We start from the raw sequence: 22,422 nt of genomic DNA, 5'->3' as shown, positions 1-22,422 counted from the left end.
TGGAATTACCAAATTGTAACGATCTTCCAAGTTAATCCCTTCTTTCAGTAGTGTTAATTAATAGATTATCTAAGCTATCGCATAAAGGCAAGCTAATTCTCTCGAAAATGAGACGTTTACTTTATTTTGGTTAGCCAAACTTTTTTATCTAATTCTATTAAATCACATTAAGACCGTGGTTGTAACTAAGAAAGCGCTTTTCTAAAACCAAGTTATACCATCTTTGGTTTAAGGTTACCCTAAAAAGTATTTTAAAAATTAAATAAACTATTGTACAATGACTGTGATTTAAAAATTCATGAAGGGTGGTCATTCAATTGGAGAATGAAAACGTCCCTCGCAAACACCGGTTGATCGAGTATGCGAACGGGAAATCACTAGAAGAGATCAACGGTACGGTCGAAGTACCAAAAGGTAAGGGGTTCTGGAAAACGCTGTTTATGTACTCAGGGCCTGGCGCGTTAGTTGCGGTGGGTTACATGGATCCTGGTAACTGGTCAACGTCAATCACCGGGGGCCAAAATTTCCAGTACTTACTGATGTCTGTTATCTTAATGTCAAGTTTGATCGCGATGTTACTACAATACATGGCGGCTAAACTTGGCATCGTGAGCCAGATGGATCTCGCGCAAGCGATTCGAGCACGAACCAGTAAATCATTAGGTATTGTGTTATGGTTATTGACCGAGTTAGCGATTATGGCGACGGATATCGCCGAAGTTATTGGGGCAGCGATTGCGCTGTACTTGTTATTCCACATTCCATTGGTAATTGCGGTGTTCATTACCGTATTTGACGTTTTATTACTGCTATTATTAACCAAAATTGGATTCCGGAAGATTGAAGCCATCGTGGTTTGTTTGATTTTGGTCATCTTGTTTGTGTTCTTGTACCAAGTGATTCTGTCACGGCCTGATTGGGGCGGTGTTTTTGCCGGCTTGATGCCAACGACCCGGACGTTCTCCGGTTCAGAACACGTTGCGGGCATGACCCCAATTTCAGGGTCATTAGGGATTATTGGGGCAACGGTGATGCCACATAACCTCTACTTGCATTCAGCGGTTTCTCAATCACGAAAAATTGACCATACCGATGAAGAAGATGTGGCTCGGACGGTTCGGTTCTCAACTTGGGATTCCAACATCCAATTGTCATTCGCATTCGTGGTCAACTCATTGCTGCTGATCATGGGGGTTGCGGTCTTCAAGAGCGGCGCCGTTAAGGACCCATCGTTCTTCGGCTTGTTCCAAGCACTATCAGATACATCAATGTTAAGTAACGGTGTGTTGATTGGGGTTGCTAAATCCGGCATTTTGTCCATCCTGTTTGCGGTGGCGTTGTTAGCCTCTGGTCAAAACTCCACGATCACCGGGACGTTAACCGGTCAAGTGATTATGGAAGGGTTTGTCCACATGCGGATGCCACTTTGGCTCCGTCGTTTGGTTACCCGGTTGATTTCCGTGGTGCCAGTGTTGATCTGTGTTGGGTTAACGGGTGGTCAATCCGCTATCAAGCAACACGAAGCGCTGAATAATTTAATGAACAATTCGCAAGTCTTCTTGGCGTTTGCTTTACCATTCTCAATGTTGCCACTGTTGATGATGACTAACAGTGAGTTGGAAATGGGCAAGCGATTCAAGAATAACTTCTTGGTGAAATTATTTGGCTGGATCTCCGTTATTGCGTTAACGTTCCTGAACATGAAGGGCCTACCAGGTTCTGTTGAAGGGTTCTACGGCGACAACGCCACCAAGGCACAATTGATGCAAGCTGATGTTATTGCCTACGTCTTGATTGCGGCCGTATTGGCATTGTTAGTTTGGACCATCTACGATTTGCACCGCGGTAACAAACGGTTAGCAGCCAAGTTGAACGGCACGGATGAAGCCGCTACGGAGGCGTAAATCGAAGATGACAAAAACTGATTTTAAGCACATTTTAGTCGGGGTCGATGATTCGGCGGATGCGCTGTTAGCGTTTGATTACGCGATTCATACGGCCCAGCAATTAGGTGCGCGCTTAACAATCGTTTCCGTGCTAGAGAGTCACGAAATGAGTGTCTATCAAGTAATGGATAAGGACTACATTCACGGTGAACGCCGAGAATTGGAAGCCCATATCCCAAAATACCTCCAGCAAGCACAAGCGGCAGGCATCGAAAGCGTCAACGCTATCGTGTCGGAAGGTAATCCAGGGGAAACGATTGTGAATGATGTGATCCCACACGTCAAACCGGACTTGTTAGTGATTGGTTCCATTGCTAAAAAGGGCGTTCAGCGTCGCTTTGGGAGCCAAGCGGCTTACATGGCAAAGTATGCGCCGGTGTCGGTGATGGTGATTAGATAGAGAGTGAAAAGGCGCGGTTAGGGCCCAGAATATAAGACAAATAACGTGTAGCACCTGGGTTTGGGTGCTACACGTTATTTGTCTTATATGGCCGGGCCCTGCGCCTTTTCACTCGTTTCGGCTAGATAACAGTTGTGGGGTAATTGAAATCGGTTTGGTGACGTATCAGTTAAGAAATCACGTTCGATACTTACCCAGCAAATCTTTATGACCACAATGTAGTAGTAAGGATTTTCTGAAAAGTAGGCTAATGATGCGAAGTGGTTTATATATAGGAGGGTGTTGCGGTTGACCATAACAGAGTGATACTGGCGACGCGCATTCCGGCAACGTTTGTTTCGGCGTTATTTTGGGGTGCCTTTCCGGTATTTAGTAACAATGAATTAGGGCTTACTATGTCGCCTGCCTTCACCACGCCGAAACGCGTTCGGAGAAGCAAAGAGCTATGTGTAATGCCTCAAAGGTAAAAGCCCAGGCCCGGGGCTTTTACCTTTGAGGCATTACACGCCGCTCTTTAACCGCTTCTCCTCACGCTCTAATATTCCAAAATCATAAACAATAATTATTATAAGCTAACTGTTAGGAAACTCGGAATATCCTAGTGTACAATTGAGATAAGAAATAGTTCAACGATACACATATAGGAGGTGGCGACAATGTTAAAGCTTTCGAATTACAAACGGCTCTGGGCAGTTTTGATTGTTGGGGTGATTGCCTTGATCCTCAACTTCGGTCTTCAACAGGCGCTTTGGGCACAAATCGTCGTGACCATCTTGGGCTCACTGATTGCGCTATTGATGTTGGTCGATATGGTTAAAACGCTTCGGTCCGGTAAATTTGGGGTTGATTTACTGGCAATCACTGCGGTAGTTGCAACGTTGGCAATTGGTGAATACTGGGCGGCCTTGATCGTCTTATTGATGTTGACCGGTGGGGATGCGCTGGAAGACTATGCGGCGCACAAGGCCAACTCGGATTTGCAGGCGCTGTTGGAGAAATCGCCTCAACAGGCGCATTTGATTAACGGGGATACCGTGACGGCGATTCCGGTTGAAAAGGTTCAGGTTGGCGATCATTTATTGGTGAAGCCTGGCGATGTTGTGCCGGTTGATGGCACGATTTTAAGTGGGCAATCATCACTGGATGAGGCCTCGCTGACTGGTGAATCCCGGCCCGTCGATAAAGTGGTTGGTGATACGTTGATGTCTGGATCAGTCAACGGTGATGGGTCGCTTGAAATGGTGGCTGATCAGCGGGCTGAAGACAGTCAGTACCAAAACATCATTCGATTAGTGAAGCAGGCGGAAGAACAGCCGGCGCACTTTGTTCGGATGGCGGACCGGTATGCGGTGCCGTTTACGATTTTGGCGTACATTATCGCTGGAACGGCGTGGGCAGTTTCAAAGGATCCGACCCGTTTTGCACAAGTGTTAGTGGTGGCGTCACCTTGTCCGTTGATTTTAGCAGCACCGGTAGCCTTGGTTGCTGGAATGAGTCGAGCCAGCCAAAGTGGGATTATCGTGAAGACTGGGACCACGTTAGAGAAGCTGGCGAAGGTCCAGACGGTCGCATTTGATAAAACTGGGACAATTACCCAAGGTAACCTAAAAGTGACGGAGACACGGCCAGAAACGGGCTGGACAGCAGAGCAGGTGTTGACCCTTGCGGCGGCTGCTGAACAGCAGTCTAACCACATTTTGGCTCGGTCACTGGTTCAAGCTGCGCCGGCGCAATTACCAGCGGCAACCGCTGTCGTTGAAACCACTGGTGGTGGCGTTCAAGCTACTATTGATGGGCAGATTGTCAGAGCTGGTAAAGCTGATTTCGTGCTACCAGCCGGTGCGATTCAACGAGTTGATGAAACGGCAGTTTACGTGGCGGTGGCTGATCGGTATATCGGCTGCGTTATCTTTGAGGACGAACTTCGACCAGAGGCGCCAGCAACGATGACGAAATTGCATCAAATGGGGATTCACCACCTGATGATGATTTCGGGTGACCGCAAACCAATTGCTGAAAAGATTGCGGGTGCGGTTGGGATTGATGAAATTCACGCGGACTGTTTACCAAACGACAAAATTGAAGTGTTGAAAGAAGTTGCCGAAGATCGCCGGCCAGTCGCCATGGTGGGGGACGGCGTTAACGATGCGCCATCCCTGGTCACCGCGGATGTCGGGCTGGCAATGGGCGCTCACGGTGCCACTGCGGCCAGTGAATCGGCGGATGCTGTCATTTTGAAGGATGACTTACAACGGGTGGCGACCGCGGTCGTTATTTCCCGGGAAACGATGTCGGTTGCCCGGCAGTCAGTGTTGATTGGGATTCTAATTTGTACGATCCTGATGTTGATCGCCAGTTTTGGCGTGATCCCGACGATCATTGGGGCGCTGTTCCAAGAAGTTGTCGACACCGTGACGATTCTGTGGGCCTTGCGGGCGCGGACGGCTAGAGCGTGAGCGAGCTCGGCGGCGTTTGGCACGGTGTTCCAGAATAAGTGACAAAACGAAGATGAGATTACTGATGAGGGCAAGTAAACCTAAGACTACAGAAAATAGCAGATTATGATTGAATAGGCTAATAACAAATAGCGGTAGGGTAATGAGCAGGATAATGATATCAAAAACGTTTAACGCATGTTCCCAGCGGTTATAGGGTGGTTTAATAAATTGGTTTTGTTGGTGAAACTCAAATTTGAACATGAAGTGACCTCCTATAGATGGCTGATACGTTAATCGTACTGCCCAAGCTACAAACTAAAAAGCAACTGATGGTTGATTTCACCGACCATCGGTTGCTTTTTGAGTTACCCTTAATTTTCCCACTTACTCATATCTGGCCCCAGTGGCAAAACGTGGTCGAAATCGGTCACCGTTTCGCTCACTTGGAAGAAGTGTTGCTTGATCGCCAGAAAGTCGGTATTTTGTTTAAATGCCGGAATCTGGTAGCAAGCTTTTGCGTACCGCCAGAGGTTGGGGAAGTCCTCGAGCCGCTTTTGATTAAGTTTGTTTTGGAAGTAATAAACGAGATCAAACCGAACTAACCGAACGAACAAGAGTAGGTCTGATAGCGTGACGTGGTCACCAAACAAGAAGGGGTGGTTAGCGAGTCGTTCGTCAAATTCAGCCAGTTGATCAAAGAACTGGTTGGATAACCGTTCATAGTCGGCTTGTGTGGTCACGTCGTTGATTTCGTTAACCGGTTTTGATAGGTTATCAATAATCTGCTGGTTCATGGCGAGAATCTCATCACGTTGGGCTGTAGGTAGAACATCTGGCGCATCAGCGGCAACGTAGTCGTGCCATTCGGTTGCGAGTTCGGGTAACAGCGTACCCGATTCGCCGTTAACGATTTTACCGGTTTGACGGTCAACTAAAGCCGGGACTGAAGCCCGGGCACTAAAGGTTGGATCGGCTTTGCGGTAACTCTCACCGAGACTGGTTGTGTGTAAAACTGGATCGGTGTCACCCGCGTGAGGCCCGTAAAACCAGTCGTCGTTGATGCCATCGTGGCGAAGAGCGTAGACCGGACTTTTTGCGATGACGTGGTCTAAGCCGAGAATATCGATCAACATTGCGACGGGCGTTGCCCAAGGACAGAATCGGCCCCAAACTAAGCTGTAACGGTTGGGTTCAACGGGAAGCTCGCCGGTTGAAAATTTTAAATCAAACGTTGGATTAGCAGGCTGCTTGGGTTGCCAAGCACAAGCGGCGTTATCGGAAGTGGTTGCCATGATGAAGACCTCGATTTCGTGTAAGTTAGGTTTAGTGTACCTAAATTTAACGCGAAAGGGTATTGATTAGCTTGTGGACAATTGAATTTTGATGACAAAAATGGCTCATTGTTGATTCAATGGAACTGAGGAGGCGCGTTATTTGCGAAAATAATCCGTTGCCCAAAGACCATAAACCATACTGCCTGGAATTAAGATCAATAAAAATATCCCTAGTTCGATCAGCATCGTGAGCGGATCCGTAAAGATGGGTTCGTGCCAGGCGAGCTGTTCGATAACGTAAATGACAATCATGACGACAAATGAGTAACTAAAAAATGTACCGCCAAACAGCCAAAAAATAAAGTTTTTCTTTCCCCAGCGTGGATCATTGTGGTAGTGCTTATAAAGCAGTGTTCCAATCGGGCCAAACCGAAACCGCATTTTTTTAAGGGTTTTCAGTTGGCGGGCATCCTTTTGAAGTTGGGTCATATAGCTTGCATCTCCCTTGAGCATGATGTCCAGCGACAGGTCGTACAGGTCGCTGATTTTGATTAGAGTGGGGATGTCAGGGTAGTTTTTGCCGGTCTCCCAGTTTGAGACGGTTTGGCGCGCAACGTGGAGTTGTTCCGCGACTTGTTGCTGAGTGAGACTCAGGTCCTCCCGACGTTGTTTTAGCGTGGTCCCTAACATGACGTGCTCCTTTCAATAACCATAGTGAGATACGAGCGCTACTTTTCCTAGCAAGTGTACCAAGCATTGCAGTATCGGACAAGCAAGGGCCTCGGGCAAGGGAAAAATTCAGAATGTTGAGTCGATTACCCGGGAAATATTTTTAGCGAAACAGTTAATGTAACATTCCAGAAGTTTGTGCCGAACTTTCGACACTTGCTTGCATTACAACCGGTTTCATAGTACGATGATGCCAATAACTGAATAGATTTCTTCGGGGCAGGGTGTAATTCCCGACCGATGGTGACAGTCGCCGTACTTACGGGTACGGTTGACTGAAGTCCGTGACCCACGGTTTTCCGTGGTTGACCCAGTGCGAGTCTGGGACCGACAGTTAAAGTCTGGATGGGAGAAGAAAAAACGCAACTTTTTCAAACCATGGGTGCAGTCTCTTTGCTGTACCGTGACTCGTTTGAAATCTTGTTTAGCTTATCAATTAATAAGCCCCGTTCGCCAAGCAGTTGGCGGTCGGGGCTTTTTTCGTGAGGTGAATGAGATTTGACAGATCAAGACTATTTCAAGTTAGCGGTGGCAGCGGCGCATCAAGGGCTGGACACCTGGACCAATCCGCAAGTTGGTGCGGTGATCGTCAAGGATGGCCAAGTGATTGCAACCGGCTATCACCATCAGTTTGGCCAAGCGCATGCCGAAGTGGATGCGTTGAGTCAACTGGATGACGTGGCTGACGCAAAGGGTTCTACCGTTTACGTGACGCTGGAACCCTGCAGTCACTACGGCAAGACGCCACCCTGTGCCAAGCGATTAGCGGAAGTTGGCGTTGCACGGGTCGTGATTGGCCAGCAGGATCCGAATCCACTGGTGAGTGGTAAAGGCATCCAATTGCTTGAAGACCACGGCGTTGCGGTGACGGTGCTGAATCAGACCGCCGACCTCAACGAGGCATACACCTACTTTTATCAGCATCACCAGCCGTATTTTACCCTCAAATATGCCATGTCATTGGACGGCAAGATCAACGGTGCTGGGACTACCAGAACGCAGCTGACGTCTGAACCAGCGCAACAGGACGTGCAGCAGTTGCGAAGTCGCCAACACGCCATTTTGATTGGCGAGCATACGCTACTAAATGACGACCCTCAATTGACGGTGCGGACACGCCAACAGGCCTTTCCGCCGATTCGAATCGCGTTAGTCCGGGATGTGAATCGGTTGGATCGTCGACTAAGGCTCTTTAACAACGCGGCGCCAACCTGGTTCTTGAGTGAAACCGAAGTAACAACGCCGGTGCCAGAGAACGTGAAGGTCGTTGTTCGACCAGAATGGACGCCAGCGGTAATCAGTCAATATCTGGCTGAACAAGGGCTTCAAGCCGTGTTAGTCGAAGGCGGTAGTCAGGTTCAGGCGGCGTTTTTAGCGGCTGACTTGGTGAACGAATTGGTGGTTTACGTGGCACCGAAAGTATTGGGTGGTGCTGGGTTACCCGCTGCAGTGGGTGAACCCCTGACAGCGGCATTTAACCTCGGTACGCCAACGATTACCCAGTTCGGCCACGACGTTCGCGTGCGTGCAAGGAGGGTGTAGCGATGTTTACAGGAATTATTAAAGGCGTTGGCCGGGTCGTGCAGCTCGACCAGCAAGATGAAACGGCAACCTTGACGTTGCAAGCAGATTTATTTCGTCAGATTCAACCGCAACTTGGCGATAGTATCGCGATCAACGGGACTTGTTTGACGGCTACAGCAGTTGCGGCCGACCAAGTCACGGTTGAAGTGATGCCGGAAACCAGTCGCCGCACCAACCTTGGTGCGTTGACGATTGGCAGTCGGGTCAACTTAGAACCGGCGTTACAAGCGACAGCTCGGTTAGACGGCCATTTTGTGTTGGGACATGTGGATACCACCGCAGTCCTAACTGAGAAAAAGGTCGATCAAAACGCCATCGTACTGACGTTTGAATTGGCTGCTGAGTATGCACCCTACATCGTTGAAAAGGACTCGATCGCAATCGATGGCGTGAGCCTGACGATTACGGCGACCGACCAGACGCATTTTTCAGTCAGTTTAATTCCGTTCACCTTAGCCGAAACAGTGCTGGGCGATCGAGAACTCGGCGACCGAGTGAACATTGAAACGGATATTTTGGGCAAATACATTGTGGCAAACCAACCAGGAGGGACACGCGCATGACCGATCAAGACGTTATTTCCACCATTGAAGCAGCTGTTGATGAGTTAAAGCAGGGTAAGTTAATTATTGTTGCGGATTCACTGGATCGAGAAGCTGAGGGTGACCTGTTGGGATTGGCTGATTACGTCACGCCGGAGAACGTGAACCGGATGGTGACTAAGGCTCGCGGGTTATTATGTGTCCCAATGAGTACTGGCGTTGCCGACCGACTAGGATTGAAGCCGATGGTGGCTGATGCAACCGATGCGTTCGGGACGGCGTTTACCGTTAGTGTTGATGCCCGAACCACCAGTACCGGGATTTCCGCCTATGACCGGTCGGATACGATTGCGGCGTTGGCTAATAGCGAGAGCACCTTCGATGACTTCTATCACCCGGGACATATTTTCCCACTGATTGCCCGGGAGAATGGGGTGCTGGAACGGGATGGGCATACCGAAGCCGCTGTTGATCTGGCCCGGTTAGCCGGTGGTAATCCGGTGGCCTACATCTGTGAAGTGTTAAAAAAAGACGGTACGATGGCCCGTCGGAAGGATCTCAAAGCCTTTGCGGAAGGGACTCAGACCCGGATGATTACGATTGCAGACTTGATCCGGTACCGTCAATTAAAGACGATCGATGCGATCACAACGGTTGATTTACCAACTGACTACGGTCACTTTAAGATGGAGGCTTTCAAGACCAGCGATGAGGGTGAACCCACATTGCTGATTTCGAAAGGTGATTTGAGTGGGGATGCACCGGTGTTACTGCGGTTGCACTCGGAATGCTTGACCGGCGATGTGTTTGGGTCTAAGCGCTGTGATTGCGGTGCGCAATTGCATGAAGCGTTACGTCGGATTGAAGCGGCGGGCCGTGGTGCTGTGCTGTATTTACGTCAAGAAGGTCGTGGCATCGGGTTGGCCAACAAGCTCAAAGCTTACAAATTGCAGGAGCAAGGTTTTGACACGGTAGAAGCTAACTTAAAGTTGGGCTTGCCAGCGGATGACCGGAACTACGGGTTAGCTGCCGCCATTCTCCGACAAAAAGGGGTCACCAACGTTGATTTGATGACTAATAACCCGGATAAAATTGAACAATTAGAAGCGCAAGGCATCCACGTTCACGCACGCCAATCACTGGAAGTCGGCGTGACCACGGAAAACGAAGCGTACTTAAAAACGAAAAAGCAAAAATTTCACCACATGCTAAAGGAGGTCATTTAGAGATGACAGTAATTAACGGAACACGCGACGGCAAGGGACTTAAAATTGGCATCGTCACGGCGCAGTTCAACGCCTTGGTCACTGAAAAGCTGCAAGCGGGGGCAATCGATCAGTTGAAAAAATACGGGATTGCAGAAGACGACATCACTGTGATGACGGTGCCTGGCGCCATGGAATTGCCACGGATTACGAAATTGTTAGCAAGTAAAGGCAACGTTGACGGGATCATCGCGTTAGGCGCAGTCGTTCGTGGTGAAACCTCTCACTACGATTACGTCTGTTCTGAAACGGCGAGTGGGCTAGCAGACGTTTCACTGAATGGGCCAGTACCCGTGATGTTTGGCGTGTTAACGACTGATAACTTGGATCAAGCGATTAACCGCGCTGGTGGTAAGGGTGGTAACAAAGGTGCCGATTGCGCGGATGGCGTGGTTGAGATGATTAATTTGGAACGGAAATTGAGATAAATAGCGTTTTGAGCGAGTGCGGTTATGATAAATCGTACTCGTTTTTTGTTTACGTTTGTGTTTAGCGTAAGTGTTGGGTGCGATTTGGGTGTAGGCTGTTTGTCGTCGCTTCGCTCGCCAAAGCCGCATTGAAAAACGGTGCTCTCAGGCTACGAGATTCGGCACCACTTAAACTGTTATTTCCAGGGTTCTTGAAGTTGCTGAAACTTGTCAACCACGCGCTTTCTGGCCACCACGCCGAATGGTGCTGCGCGAGACTGAGAGCTGCATGCAAGGCGACATCGGTAAACCCGCCAGGCCCGGGCGCCTTCACCGGACTCGCCTTGCACACTGCTCTCAACCCGTCTCGCTCCGCACACAAGCGTAAATATATTTGACAATCAAATAAAATGGTGTTACTTTATAAAATACAAGTTACTTTAAAAATAACAACAAGGATGGTCTTTAAATATGACAACATACGCAGTAACCGGGGTTACCGGAAAATTTGGTTCAGTAGCAGTCAAGGTTTTAGCAGGGTTAGTACCAGCAAGTAACATCATCGCATTAGCGCGAAACGTTGAAAAGGCGCAAGCGAGCGTACCAGCTGGCGTGACGGTTCGACAAGGTGATTACACTGATGTTGAAGGCCTTAAACAAGCTTTAACTGGTGTCGATAAACTCTTGTTCATTTCATCAGTTCCGGGCGGTGAAGTTTCTCGTCAAACGCAACACCAAAACGTAATTGATGCCGCAAACGCAGCCGGTGTCAGCTACATTGCCTACACGAGCTATTCTCATGCTGATACGGCTAAGTCACCACTATCAGAAGATCATAAGTACACCGAAAAGGCGCTTAAAGAGAGTGGCTTAGCCTACAGCTTCTTACGCAACAACTGGTATTTGGAAAACGATGCCGGTGTGATTCAGGGAGCCTTTAAGGGTCAGCCATTCACTTACGCAGCTGGCGAAGGTAAAGTTGGTTGGGCACCAGAAGCGGCCTACGCTGAAGCGGCCGCTCGGGTCTTGGCAACGGCTGATCCTAAAGCCATCTATGAGTTTGGTGGCCCGGCTATCACCTACGCGCAATTAGCTGAACAAGTAAAAGCCGTTTCTGATCAATCATTTGACGTTGCATCGGTCAGTGAAGCTGATTATCAAAAAGGATTAGAAACCGCTGGGTTGGACGCGACAACTGCTGCCATTATTACCAGCATGCAAACGCTGATTCACAACGGCGATTTGGCCCAATCAGATGACACGTTAGCCACTGTTTTAGGTCGTCCAGTAACACCGATTCAAACTGCACTTAAAGCGTTAAAGGCAAACTAGTGTCCACAAACCAAGCGCAATGCGTTAAACTGGAAGCACGATTAAGTGAGGTAAATTGATATGAAATACTCCCATAAATTAAGCGATGCCGTGCACGTCTTAGCCTACATTGAAATTTGTCAGGGCAAGTTCGACCTTTCCAGCAACGCGATTGCGCTCAGTATCAACTCGAATCCGAGTCTGGTGCGCCGGCTCATGTCGTCGTTGGTAAAGGCGGGGTTGTTAACGAGTCGGCCTGGGGTGGTTAAACCAAGTTTGGCCAAGTCGCCAGCCGACATCACGCTGTTAGACGTCTACTATGCAATCGATGAAGATCACAACCTGTTGCACATTGATGATAAAACTAATTTGGATTGTCCAGTTGGTGCAAACATTCAAGGAACGTTAGAAGAGGCTTACGCCAAGGTTCAGGCGGATGCGGAACGCAGTATGGCCAAAATTACGCTGGCACAACTGGTTGACGATTTACGAGTACGGCGGGCGAAGTGGGAAATGGACACGCAGAGACAGACTCAAGAAACAGAATAACAAAGGGAATCATTAAAACGGCTCTTCGTTGGCAATTTTACGCTGACGGAGGGTCGTTTTTGGGTTAGACTTATGGGAAAGAATGGGAGTGATCGACATGGCTGATATGCGTAAATACAAGAGTCAACGTGATATTCAGGCAGCCCTGATAACCTGCTTGAATCGACAATCGTTTAATCAGATCACGGTCAATGATATTTGCCAGGAAGGATTAGTCGGGCGAAGTACGTTTTATCACCATTATCCAGATAAATACGCGGTTCTTAGTGAATTAGTTGAGCAGCAAGCAGCCCGTTTTGACGAACTACTGGATGCGCGATTGGTGGATCCGTTAGCTGATAGTGGATTACTAGCACTCTATACGGCGTTATCGGAAGACGTTTTTATGATTTTGCCGTTGTTGAAAGTCCATGAACCGGAAGGCGATTTAAGTGCGCGATATTTAGCTAGTTTACGGCGACATGCAGCGCAATTATTACCTGAAGTATCGCAATCCGTACCGCAGGATTTTCTATTAGAAATTTACGCCTCTACCGCTTATACGGCAATCACTTGGGCACTCCGGCGAGGAAGCGCGGATCAAATCTCAACCTTCATGAATGGGTTGGTGAAATCAGTATTAACTGGTCAATCATAGGGTAATGATGTGAGGATCCGTTGTTGTATCGTGATTAGCCAGTGCTTCGATGCAGTTAGGGTCGTGAGCTTGTTCACGCACCCAACCTAGGCTAGTGATGGCGGCTTTTCGACTCGTACAAATCCCCGGTGTGAGCATCTCTTCCCAAGAGCGATTAGCGTAACCAACGTCAGCGGCCAAGAGAACGTAGTGGCCAGCGTCATTTTGAATCAGAGTCGCCGACATGCCAGTGGCGTGCCCCGGTGTGTGAACTTGCAAGACACTGCCGTCACCGAAGACGTCATAACTTTCACCAACGGGTCCGATACCGGAATTCTCGTACTGATAAGTGTCAACGTTAACGCCCCGCCATTCATGTGGCAGGTAGACTAGTGGGAGCCGGTTAGCGGTCTGCCATTCCGGTTGTGAAACTAGGATTCTTTTGGCTTGGGCAACGTGCTTGAGGCCACTCACGTGATCGCAGTGAAGGTGACTTAGTAAGACTAAGTCGAGATCTTCTGGTTTGTAGCCGAGTGCGGCGAGTCGTTCGTCAACGGCCCAACCAGTTGGTAAGTAACCCGTATTGATTTGGACTTGGGGGCCCAGTTCCGCCCAGTTACTTTGACGAACCTGTTTATGCCAACCGGTATCGACGAGGATTAGTCCCTTGGGATGTTCGATGAGGTAACTAGAAACGGGCAGGGTGACTTGGTTTTTATCGCTTCTGAAAAGGCCAGTAAAAGCAAGCGGGTTACGGTAGAGGCCGTGAAAAGGAAGTGCCCGGTCGACTTTGACGAGACCAGTATGCATGACGTGAATTGTAATTTTAGCTGTCATTTTGGAAACCTTCTTTGTAATTGATGGTTCCAATCATAATGGGTTTGTGAGCGTTGGCCTAGAAGCAATTTGAAACAGGCTGTGTCTTAAGAGACACTCATTGGGAGAACTGTCTCTTAAGTTACAAAAATAATAAAGTTAATTGAAAAAGGACGTGACCACATGCTTCCCATCAACCTCCTCGTCACCGTTGACGAGCGATACATTCCACCATTAAAAACGATGCTGACATCACTGAAACGGCACGAAACCACTCCGGTTAAGGTTTGGTTGATCCATCGCCAACTCTCCGCTGATGTTTTAGCGACTTTAACAAGTTTTATCACCACCCAACTTGGTTTCGAGTTCCAAGCGATTCAAGCGGATGCGGCCAGTTTGGGCGACGTACCCGTAACCGACCAGTATCCAGTCGAAACCTATTACCGCTTATTGTGTGGTGAAATTTTACCCAGATCAGTCCATCGCGTGCTCTACCTCGACCCCGATACGCTGATTTTAAATGCAGTGGCTGACCTCTGGCGATTACCACTAGCCGGCAAAACTTTCGCAGCCGTGGCGCACCAAGGCGACCAGGATAGCCGGGAACGGTTAGGGTTAGCGCAACCGTATTTCAACACCGGGGTCCTACTAATTGATTTGGATCGTTTGCGGCAGTTAGTAGACGTTCAGGCTATCAACCGGTTTGTGGCCGCGCATGACGCGTTACCATTAGTTGATCAAGACGTGCTAAACGGGTTGTATGGCGACCAAGTTGTTGAGGTTGACGACCGGTTGTGGAATTTGGATGTGCCAAATTTTGCGCAGTATGAAGCGGCCGGTGTTACGGAAGATTGGGTCAAAACGCATACTAAGGTGCTGCATTATCAACGCCAACCAAAACCATGGCAAAGTAACTATCAAGGCCCATTGGCAGCAATCTATCACGTAAATCAGTAGTAAAAAACGGTTGGGCGCTAGCCCAACCGTTTTTTAGTCCTGTAACTGTTCAAAAATCGACTGTAAATTCGTTTCGATACCATTCAATTCCTTCGCATAGCTCCGCAACTGATCGCCATATTGAACGACTTTATCAGGATCAACGTCGGTTTTGTAGCGTAACTTGTGTTCCAAACTGGCCCACATATCCATGCCCACAGTTCGCAATTGAATCTCTACCGGGGTGTCAACGGGACCGTCCGTCCGAAAGACTGGTACGGAAACGACGAGGTGTAAACTCCGGTAGCCGCTTGGTTTGGGGTGATTAATGTAGTCTTTGCGCTTCAGAACGGTAATGTCACTTTGACTCGTGAGCGCATCCGCCACGGTATCGATATCCGAAAGGTAGTTGGTGATCACCCGGATGCCAGCAACGTCGAGAATGTGATTGTGGATCGAATCGAACGTTTTGGGAAGTTGTTTTTTGTCCAGCTTTTTAAATAAACTAGCAGGTGTCTTCATCCGCGTTTCCATATGGTGGATCGGGTTGTGGTTATCACGCATCTGGTATTCAGAATCGAGGTTATCTAACTTGGTGCCGATTTCGTTGGCACCAGCCTGACACTGTTGGTAGTAGGCGATGAATTTGCGAAATTCTTCGGTGGTTTCGGCACCAACCAGTTCGCCCATCTGACTGGAAATTTGGTCTAGATTGGGAATGTTATCGCGTTGCAAAATCATATGGGTTCCTCCAAGTTTAAACGGTAGTTAATACCCTTATCATACCTGTATCGGCAACGACAACCAAGTTATGATTCTGATAAATTCTCAGGGAGTTCACCTTTTTAGCAAGTAGTTTCTCAGAAAATCACGCGCTATGATAGGCCCATCAAAACAACGAAGAAGGGAACCATTATGCGTGTTTTAAAACCAGAGGTGAACGAGGCAACGCTTCGGCGCACCCGCTTTAAATCAAGGGTAGGGGACCTTGCCCCGGCACTAAGCTTCAGTCGGATCGGCGTCAAAATGGGGGTTGCTAGCATCCTCACGTTGGCTGTGCTGGGACTAGTCTTTAGCTACTATCACGTGACGCCATTTGGTTCACGCAACTTATTGATCGGCGATATGTCAGCGCAGTATCTCCAATTTTTAACCTACTTTCGGCATGTGATTACAACGGGTCAGTTCGCAACGTATAGTTTTTCATTTGGGGTTGGGGAAAACCTTGTCCCGATGGTGGCGTACTACCTGCTGAGTCCGTTTAACCTGTTAGTCGGGTTATTTTCAGTTGGGCAGTTACCAATGGCAATCACCCTGATCCTGATGCTTAAAATCAGCGCCAGTGCGGCGGCCATGAGCTACTATTTAGCGCGACACACGCACCAGATGCGGTGGGGTATCGTGGCCTTTGCGGTCGCTTACGCGCTGTGCGGGTTCGTTACCGCCGATTTTGTGAACATCATGTGGCTTGACGGTTTGATCTATCTCCCATTGATTGCGGCCAGTATTGATCGGGTTCGCGATGGTCAGCGGTCGCTTGGTCTGTTTGTTTGGCTAACGTTAACGATTCTCTCGAACTACTATGTCGGTTACATGACGGGGCTCTTTACGGTCATCTACTTCGGTTACGTCTTTTTGACGCGTCCCAATCCAACCGTGGCAACTGGCAGAATGTTGCTGACGTTCTTAGTGACGGAAGCCTGCAGTGTTTTAACCAGCATGATCGTCCTCATTCCAACGGGGCTGGGGATGTTGCTGACGTCGAAGCTATCAACCAACACCAACGAGTTTGCGATCCAACCGATGTATGGACCAGAAATTTTGTCCCAACTCGGCATCGGTGGTGAGAACTACACGAACCGACTGATTCACGCACCAGCGCTTTACGCAACGTTGGTTGTGGCCTTGTTAGTCATGAGTTACTTCGTTAATGCAAAGATTACCCGGCGCCAGAAGTTAGGCGCAACGGCAGTTTTCGGTATTTTACTCATCAGCATGTTTGTCCAACCACTAAATACGGCTTGGCACATGTTCCACCAACCTGCCGGCTCACCGTTCCGCTACGCCTTTTTGGTCAGCTTTATGGCAGTAATGATTGCCTATGAAGCCTGGCTAGCGCAACCACAGCAGTTAAAGCGGTGGCAAAAATTAGCTATTCCAGCGAGTTTGATGGGGTTGCTGGTTGCTGGGTTTGGTTATTTGCGGCTTGCGAAGCACAGTCCGGCGCTGGCGGTCTTGACCCACTCATACTATCAACTACAACCCAATTCAGCGAAGCTCTTACTCTTAAACCTGCTGGTGATTGGGGTGGACGCCGCGATTATCTTCACCACGTTCCGGCGCCACCAAATCATGACGTTAGCGTTAACGGCTGCCGTGATGGGTGAAGTGTCGCTTAACTTTGCCGACACCCTCCGGTCAGCACCGCTGGCGAGTCAGCGTGGGTATCAGACGGATGTGGCGCAACAAGCGAAGTTGATTACGCCACAAACATCGCAACGGCAACTGTACCGCGTGAACTATGCGGGGCCATCGTTAGGTCGAACGTACCCTAAGTCAAGCTACGTTGGCTATAACGATGCGCAAATCTACAATTTCAACGGCATCAAACAGTACGATTCAACCATGAACGAACAAACCCGGGAAGCCCTGATGGCACTGGGCCTATACAGCAAGAATGCTCGTCGGATCAGTAACCAAGGCGTGACGGCGATTTCGGAACTGCTGCTGGGTGTTAAGACGTCCGTTAATTCACAAACGGGCGTGAAGTCAAATCCGTACTACCTCGGTATGGGCTTCCCGGTCAACAGTCAATTTGTTCAATTCAAGCCACAACGGTTTGCGATTTTCACGAACTTAGAGACGATTTTGCAGCGCATTCAGCCAACCAGTGGCCGGTATTTACAACCCGCTACGGTAACGGCGACTCATCAGGCGGCAGCCTTGACTGCTTCTGGCCGTCATCGGTACCAGTTACAGGTGACGACGCAGACGAGTGGACCGTTGTATTTGGAAGCGGCTGATAAACGAATTTCGACCGCAACCATTACTGTTAATGGTCACGCTATTAAGAGTATGGTCACGAAAAATAACCATGATCTGATCCGCTTGGGCGACTACGCCAAGGGCGCGCACGTGGTGATTGGGATCTCTGCGCCAACTCAGGCTTCAACGCATAAAATTCATCTGTTGAGCTTAGATGCGGCCAAGCTTCAGGCGCTTACTCAAACTCGGCAACAACAAGCCTTCAAGCCAACAATCAGCGGGAACCGGGTCAGCGGCACCGTCACCAAAACATCAGCGACGAACCACTGGCTGTACACGGCGATTCCGTACGATAAAGGTTGGTCGGCAACGGTTAACGGCAAAGCGGTTCAGACGCGTCAGGTACTGGGCAACTTTACGGCGGTGCCATTGACCCAGAAGACGAATCACGTGACGTTGCAGTACCACGTTCCGGGATTAGCGTTGGGCGCAGGACTGTCAGTTATTGGATTGCTGAGTTTTGGCGGTTACGACTGGCTTCGACGTCGTCGGCAACAGCGAACGGATGAGGTGGCTTAAATGACGGCTGAAAAAATGACCGACGCGGAGACTCGAGTAGCGGTGCATCAACGCCGCCGTTCACAACGAATCGATTGGCTAGACATTGCGAAAGCTTACGGTATCATCGCAGTGGTGCTGGGGCATCTACTGAGTGGCAGTTTAACGGCGCACTTCGTCTACTGGTGGCACATGCCGCTGTTCTTCATTATCGGCGGAATTTTTTTAAAGCCACTACCCCATTTAGTGGACTGGCGTCGATTCTGGCACCGGCGACTGCAGGGCGAGTTATTGCTGTACGTGGTGATGGGATTCTTACTGATCAGTGCCTACGTGGTGCTCCACCATCAAACGGTCCTGTTTTGGACGCAACACTTGATGGACCTAATTTATGGTGGCCGCACGCTGAACTTTTACACCAGTACTTTTTGGTTCATTAACGCTTACCTGATTACGATCGTTGTGGTGACGGCGGTGATCACGGTTGTTCGCCAACCACTACTGCAGTTTACGATTGCGTTAGCCGGCTTACTGCTGGGCACGAGCTATCAGCAGGTGACCTAGATGCACATTAACGGGTTTGCGATGATGCCTTGGAGTCTGGATACGGTGCTGATCACGGCATTTTACACGATGGTTGGCTACCTGCTGTTTCATGCGCATCTCAACTGGATCACGCATCCGGTAGCCATTATTGGCATTTTAACCAGTTCGGCGATGTTGATCTGGTGGTTCTTTATGGGTGGCTTTACGTTCCACTTTTCGTTAAAATCCCACTTGATTCAAAGCTCGTTACCCGCGGCATTGACTTTAGCGGTGATACCGGTATTGCTGACATTGGCGGTGATGGTGCTTGCCTACCTCACATCGTTGATGCCGTTACATGGTTGGTTGACCGTTATCGGCCGCCACACGCTAGCGATTATGTATGGGCATAAGTTGTTCTTAGACGTCTGTTTGCTGGTTGGCATCGTCAATCATCCAGTTCTCCGGTTGATTATCGCGGTTGGCGGGCCGTTACTTATTGCGTTAGCGGTTCAGTGGCTGTTACCGAAATGGCACCGGTTCAGGCCGGTTAACGCAACGTTAACGATTGGCTAAAACGAGACTAAAAACGGCTTCTCAGCAGGATGCCAGGAAGTCGTTTTAGTGGTTGGTGAGTGATAACCGAGTTGTTTGCCGGAGCTGGCGGTCGCCCCAGCCATCCAGATTTAAGAGTACTTGTTGAAAGTACTGCCCATCCAACGTGAGTTTGTACTGGTAATCGCTGGTATCAGCGACCAGTCCGAGACGCGTTAAGGTGGCGAGTTTGATCAGCAGCTTAAAGGTGCCGATGCCGCGCACACTTTCACGCAGGGTCATAAACCCTTGATAGTCGCCGGTTAGATTGAGTAAAATGAGGGCAGACCATTTGTCTGAGATAACGGCGAGACCGGCCTTAGTCCCCATATTGAGGTCACGCATGACCATTGTAGATCACGATCCTTTATTTTGGAGTCTGTTTTCCAAGTTTAAGGGCTTCGACGTTAAAATACCAGTAAAGACACTTCAACGAGTTTTAGAAAGGGGCGCAACGATGGAACTTCGGTTATTACACTACTTTTATACGATTGCGGAAACGGAAAATATTACCCAGGCTGCGGCCCAATTACACATTACCCAGCCAACGCTCAGTCGCCAGTTAAAGTCACTGGAACGTGAGCTTGGCACGACGTTATTTACCCGTGACCATAACCAATTAGCGTTGACGGAAGCAGGGCTGTTTTTAAAGAGTCGGGCGGCTGAAATTTTGTCGCTGACGCAGCAAACCACTCAGGAATTTAACGACCGCCGGCAGCAGCTTTTCAGTGGCCACATCGCGATTGGCTGTGTAGAGGCTGATAACTCTGACACGTTGGCGATGATGCTGGAGGATTTTGTGAGCGACTATCCGCAGGTGACCTTTGAGATTTTTAGTGGCACCAGCGACATTATTAAGGAACGACTGGAGAAGGGACTGCTGGACGTCGCCATTTTATTGGAGCCGGTCAACACGGAAAAATACCATACGTTAACGTTGCCTAGAACGGAACGCTGGGGCTTGCTGGTTAGCAACGAAAGCTTTGCTGCCCGGAAGGCCGACATTGAACCCGCTGACTTGCCCGGCATGCCCTTGATGATCTCGGGGCGGCCTGAAGTGCAACAGCTCTTAGCTGATTGGGCTGGTGTAACACTGGATCAGTTAAACGTGATCGGTAACTTTAATCTGAGTTTTAACGTCATTCCACTGGTGGAACATCAAGTTGGCGCTGCCGTTAGTATTGAAGGGGCAGTGAGTGACCGTCAACCTAGCGATGTGACGTTTGTGCCGTTGAAGCCAGCGATGCAAACTAACTGTGTGCTAGTCTGGCGACGGGAACGGATGCTGACGCCGGTGGTGGGGGAGTTTATTCGATACTTCCGAGAGGCCTTCGCTTAACTAAAAGTTGAACGAAACGGGATTCATGCTCTATAGGCATGAATCCCGTTTTTTTAGGTATTAGACGAATGTTAGTGCCGGCCGTAAACTGAACCTTGTTAACTTAACCAGAACGGAGGTGATCGCGTGGCGGTCGTGGTTTACTTTTCACATCGGGGTGAAAATCTTGTTAATGGGCAACTTCAGTCGTTGGCGGTCGGCAATACCGAATGGGTAGCGCGGACGTTAGCGGAGCGCTTAGCCTGTCCGGTAGTTCGGCTGGTGCCGCGGGTACCGTATTCGGCCAATTACGCGGCAACGGTGGCGCAAGTTAAAGCTGAACAGCAACGAAATCAGTTGCCGGCGTTTCAGCTGTCAACTTCACCGGCCGAGTTTGAGACGCCAACCCGAATTTTTCTGGGGTATCCCAACTGGAACGGCACGTTGCCACCGGTTGTGACGGCATTTTTAAAACAATGGTCGTTTGCGGGGTGTGAGATTTTACCGTTTTGTACCCATGAAGGTGGCGGCTTGGGGAATAGCGTTGCGTTGATTCAGCAATGTTGTCCGGGTGCTAAGATCCGAACCGGTTTACCTATTCGGGGTTCTCGGGTGACGCGGTCGGAGCGCGCGGTGACCTACTGGTTAAGGCAGATTGAAATAAGTGTGAAATAAAAAGGAGATTAACTAAATGACAGTTCAAAATAAAGTAGTTGTAATTACCGGCGCCTCTTCAGGAATCGGCGAAACGAGCGCCAAATTGTTGGCCGCTAATGGCGCCAAAGTTGTGTTGGGTGCGCGGCGTGAAGCCAAGTTACAGGCCATTGTGGCCGCCATTCAGGCTGCTGGTGGCGAGGCGACCTACCAAGTAACTGATGTGACAAAGATGGCCGATGTCCAGGCGTTGGTTGCTAAAGCGAAGGCGACTTTCGGTGGTATCGATGTGATTTTCAACAACGCTGGCATCATGCCAACCTCACCAATCAGCGCGTTACACACGGATGAATGGGACGCCATGATCGATATTAACTTGAAGGGTGTGTTAAACGGCGTTGCAGCGGTAATGCCAGATTTCACCAGTCAAAAATCCGGTCAAATCATCACGACCTCATCCGTTGCGGGGATCAAGAGCTTCCCGGGGGCTGGTGTTTACGGCGCAACCAAGTTTGCGGTTCGCAACTTAATGGAAGTCATTCGGACCGAAAGTGCGCAGGAAGGCACCAACATTCGAACCGCAACGTTGTACCCAGCGGCTATCAACACGGAATTGTTGAGTACCATTACGGATCAAGACGCCTTGGCCGGCATGAACCAGCTTTACGATGCCGTTGGCATTACACCGGATGCGATTGCGCGGGTCGTGAACTTCGCCATCGATCAACCAGCGGATGTGAACGTCAATGAATTTACCATTTACCCAACTCGTCAAGCCTAAGGAGGCTGTTTAAATATGACTAAAAATGAACAAGTTCAACACGGCATCTTTGAAATGGGTCCCAAGAACGATGCCTACGCCAAATACTTTGTGGGTCAAAGCTATTTACAGGGTTTAGTATGTCTTTAGACCCAGTTGAGCACGTGAAACGTGCGAAACAAAAACCCACCTGCTATGCGGGTGGAAAACAAAAT

General features: G+C 49.2%; 22 protein-coding genes, 1 pseudogene and 1 riboswitch. Of the genes and pseudogenes, 18 read left to right on the top strand and 5 right to left on the bottom strand.

Annotated features, from left to right (window positions below; genetic code table 11):
• The first annotated feature begins 317 nt into the window (after nucleotides 1–317).
• The 3 genes from ACYVR3_RS01535 to ACYVR3_RS01525 all read left to right on the top strand — a co-directional run bounded on the left by ACYVR3_RS01535 (nucleotide 318) and on the right by ACYVR3_RS01525 (nucleotide 4,802).
• On the top strand, nucleotides 318–1,904 hold the full coding sequence (locus ACYVR3_RS01535) for an Nramp family divalent metal transporter (protein ID WP_461242844.1): 1,587 nt from the start codon (nucleotides 318–320) through the stop codon (nucleotides 1,902–1,904).
• A 7-nt stretch (nucleotides 1,905–1,911) separates the two neighbouring features.
• On the top strand, nucleotides 1,912–2,346 hold the full coding sequence (locus ACYVR3_RS01530; RefSeq protein WP_461242843.1) for a universal stress protein: 435 nt from the start codon (nucleotides 1,912–1,914) through the stop codon (nucleotides 2,344–2,346).
• Nucleotides 2,347–3,002: 656 nt separating this feature from the next.
• Complete coding sequence (locus tag ACYVR3_RS01525) at nucleotides 3,003–4,802, top strand: heavy metal translocating P-type ATPase (protein ID WP_461242842.1); 1,800 nt, start codon at nucleotides 3,003–3,005, stop codon at nucleotides 4,800–4,802.
• A 353-nt stretch (nucleotides 4,803–5,155) separates the two neighbouring features.
• Here the strand turns inward: ACYVR3_RS01525 and ACYVR3_RS01520 are convergent, their stop codons facing one another.
• Both ACYVR3_RS01520 and ACYVR3_RS01515 read right to left on the bottom strand, forming a co-directional pair.
• Entirely contained in the window at nucleotides 5,156–6,076 is a 921-nt protein-coding gene (locus ACYVR3_RS01520) for a glutathione S-transferase C-terminal domain-containing protein (protein ID WP_461242841.1), read from the bottom strand.
• A gap of 138 nt (nucleotides 6,077–6,214) precedes the next feature.
• Nucleotides 6,215–6,748, bottom strand: a complete 534-nt coding sequence (locus ACYVR3_RS01515) for a helix-turn-helix transcriptional regulator (RefSeq protein WP_461242840.1) — start codon at nucleotides 6,746–6,748, stop codon at nucleotides 6,215–6,217.
• Nucleotides 6,749–6,993: 245 nt separating this feature from the next.
• A riboswitch (FMN riboswitch) is annotated at nucleotides 6,994–7,148 on the top strand.
• Between the two features lie 137 nt (nucleotides 7,149–7,285).
• Between ACYVR3_RS01515 and ribD the strand changes: the two genes are divergently transcribed.
• The 7 genes from ribD (at nucleotide 7,286) to ACYVR3_RS01480 (ending at nucleotide 13,082) form a co-directional block, all read left to right on the top strand.
• Nucleotides 7,286–8,329, top strand: a complete 1,044-nt coding sequence (gene ribD, locus ACYVR3_RS01510) for a bifunctional diaminohydroxyphosphoribosylaminopyrimidine deaminase/5-amino-6-(5-phosphoribosylamino)uracil reductase RibD (protein WP_461242839.1) — start codon at nucleotides 7,286–7,288, stop codon at nucleotides 8,327–8,329.
• A gap of 2 nt (nucleotides 8,330–8,331) precedes the next feature.
• Nucleotides 8,332–8,934 (top strand): riboflavin synthase, encoded by a 603-nt coding sequence (locus ACYVR3_RS01505; RefSeq protein WP_461242838.1) that lies wholly within the window; start codon nucleotides 8,332–8,334, stop codon nucleotides 8,932–8,934.
• Entirely contained in the window at nucleotides 8,931–10,139 is a 1,209-nt protein-coding gene (gene ribA / locus ACYVR3_RS01500; protein WP_461242837.1) for a GTP cyclohydrolase II, read from the top strand. The genes ACYVR3_RS01505 and ribA overlap by 4 nt, the downstream gene beginning before the upstream one ends.
• 2 nt (nucleotides 10,140–10,141) lie before the next feature.
• The gene (ribH, locus tag ACYVR3_RS01495; RefSeq protein WP_461242836.1) at nucleotides 10,142–10,606 is read left to right on the top strand and encodes a 6,7-dimethyl-8-ribityllumazine synthase; all 465 of its coding nucleotides are present in this window, start codon (nucleotides 10,142–10,144) and stop codon (nucleotides 10,604–10,606) included.
• 450 nt (nucleotides 10,607–11,056) lie between these two features.
• Nucleotides 11,057–11,917 (top strand): NAD(P)H-binding protein, encoded by an 861-nt coding sequence (locus ACYVR3_RS01490; protein WP_461242835.1) that lies wholly within the window; start codon nucleotides 11,057–11,059, stop codon nucleotides 11,915–11,917.
• 60 nt (nucleotides 11,918–11,977) lie between these two features.
• Nucleotides 11,978–12,445 (top strand): Rrf2 family transcriptional regulator, encoded by a 468-nt coding sequence (locus tag ACYVR3_RS01485; protein WP_461242834.1) that lies wholly within the window; start codon nucleotides 11,978–11,980, stop codon nucleotides 12,443–12,445.
• Between the two features lie 97 nt (nucleotides 12,446–12,542).
• Nucleotides 12,543–13,082 (top strand): TetR/AcrR family transcriptional regulator, encoded by a 540-nt coding sequence (locus ACYVR3_RS01480; protein WP_461242833.1) that lies wholly within the window; start codon nucleotides 12,543–12,545, stop codon nucleotides 13,080–13,082.
• Here the strand turns inward: ACYVR3_RS01480 and ACYVR3_RS01475 are convergent.
• Nucleotides 13,077–13,898 carry an N-acyl homoserine lactonase family protein gene (locus ACYVR3_RS01475; RefSeq protein ID WP_461242832.1) on the bottom strand — a complete coding sequence of 274 codons (822 nt, stop codon included), beginning with the start codon at nucleotides 13,896–13,898 and terminating at the stop codon, nucleotides 13,077–13,079. The genes ACYVR3_RS01480 and ACYVR3_RS01475 overlap by 6 nt on opposite strands.
• 162 nt (nucleotides 13,899–14,060) lie before the next feature.
• On the opposite strand from ACYVR3_RS01475, the gene ACYVR3_RS01470 reads away from it, so the two are divergent.
• Nucleotides 14,061–14,834, top strand: a complete 774-nt coding sequence (locus ACYVR3_RS01470) for a glycosyltransferase family 8 protein (RefSeq protein ID WP_461242831.1) — start codon at nucleotides 14,061–14,063, stop codon at nucleotides 14,832–14,834.
• Nucleotides 14,835–14,867: 33 nt separating this feature from the next.
• Here the strand turns inward: ACYVR3_RS01470 and ACYVR3_RS01465 are convergent, their stop codons facing one another.
• A complete protein-coding gene (locus ACYVR3_RS01465) occupies nucleotides 14,868–15,554 on the bottom strand; it encodes a GTP pyrophosphokinase (protein ID WP_461242830.1) in 687 nt (228 codons plus the stop codon).
• A gap of 174 nt (nucleotides 15,555–15,728) precedes the next feature.
• Between ACYVR3_RS01465 and ACYVR3_RS01460 the strand changes: the two genes are divergently transcribed.
• Genes ACYVR3_RS01460 through ACYVR3_RS01450 form a run of 3 tightly spaced genes read left to right on the top strand, consistent with a single transcriptional unit; the run spans nucleotide 15,729 to nucleotide 19,457 of the window.
• Nucleotides 15,729–18,377, top strand: coding sequence for a YfhO family protein (locus ACYVR3_RS01460; protein WP_461242829.1), 2,649 nt, complete (start codon nucleotides 15,729–15,731; stop codon nucleotides 18,375–18,377).
• Nucleotides 18,378–18,920, top strand: a complete 543-nt coding sequence (locus tag ACYVR3_RS01455) for an acyltransferase family protein (RefSeq protein ID WP_461242828.1) — start codon at nucleotides 18,378–18,380, stop codon at nucleotides 18,918–18,920.
• Nucleotides 18,921–19,457, top strand: coding sequence for a hypothetical protein (locus ACYVR3_RS01450; protein WP_461242827.1), 537 nt, complete (start codon nucleotides 18,921–18,923; stop codon nucleotides 19,455–19,457).
• A gap of 45 nt (nucleotides 19,458–19,502) precedes the next feature.
• Here ACYVR3_RS01450 and ACYVR3_RS01445 read toward each other — a convergent pair whose 3' ends face one another.
• Nucleotides 19,503–19,826 (bottom strand): winged helix-turn-helix transcriptional regulator, encoded by a 324-nt coding sequence (locus ACYVR3_RS01445; protein ID WP_057151858.1) that lies wholly within the window; start codon nucleotides 19,824–19,826, stop codon nucleotides 19,503–19,505.
• Nucleotides 19,827–19,932: 106 nt separating this feature from the next.
• Here ACYVR3_RS01445 and ACYVR3_RS01440 point away from each other — a divergent pair, with 106 nt between their 5' ends.
• From ACYVR3_RS01440 to ACYVR3_RS01425, 4 genes and pseudogenes are all read left to right on the top strand, one after another.
• Nucleotides 19,933–20,814, top strand: coding sequence for a LysR family transcriptional regulator (locus ACYVR3_RS01440; RefSeq protein ID WP_461242826.1), 882 nt, complete (start codon nucleotides 19,933–19,935; stop codon nucleotides 20,812–20,814).
• Between the two features lie 126 nt (nucleotides 20,815–20,940).
• Nucleotides 20,941–21,468, top strand: coding sequence for a flavodoxin (locus ACYVR3_RS01435; protein WP_461242825.1), 528 nt, complete (start codon nucleotides 20,941–20,943; stop codon nucleotides 21,466–21,468).
• 16 nt (nucleotides 21,469–21,484) lie between these two features.
• Entirely contained in the window at nucleotides 21,485–22,228 is a 744-nt protein-coding gene (locus ACYVR3_RS01430) for an SDR family oxidoreductase (protein WP_461242824.1), read from the top strand.
• Nucleotides 22,229–22,243: 15 nt separating this feature from the next.
• Nucleotides 22,244–22,348: pseudogene (locus ACYVR3_RS01425) on the top strand (cupin domain-containing protein); the annotation flags it as partial.
• Between the last annotated feature and the right edge of the window lie 74 nt (nucleotides 22,349–22,422).

The organism is Secundilactobacillus muriivasis, assembly GCF_054785195.1.
Note: the sequence above shows the minus strand (reverse complement) of the source record. Positions and strands in the feature narration are given on the sequence as shown.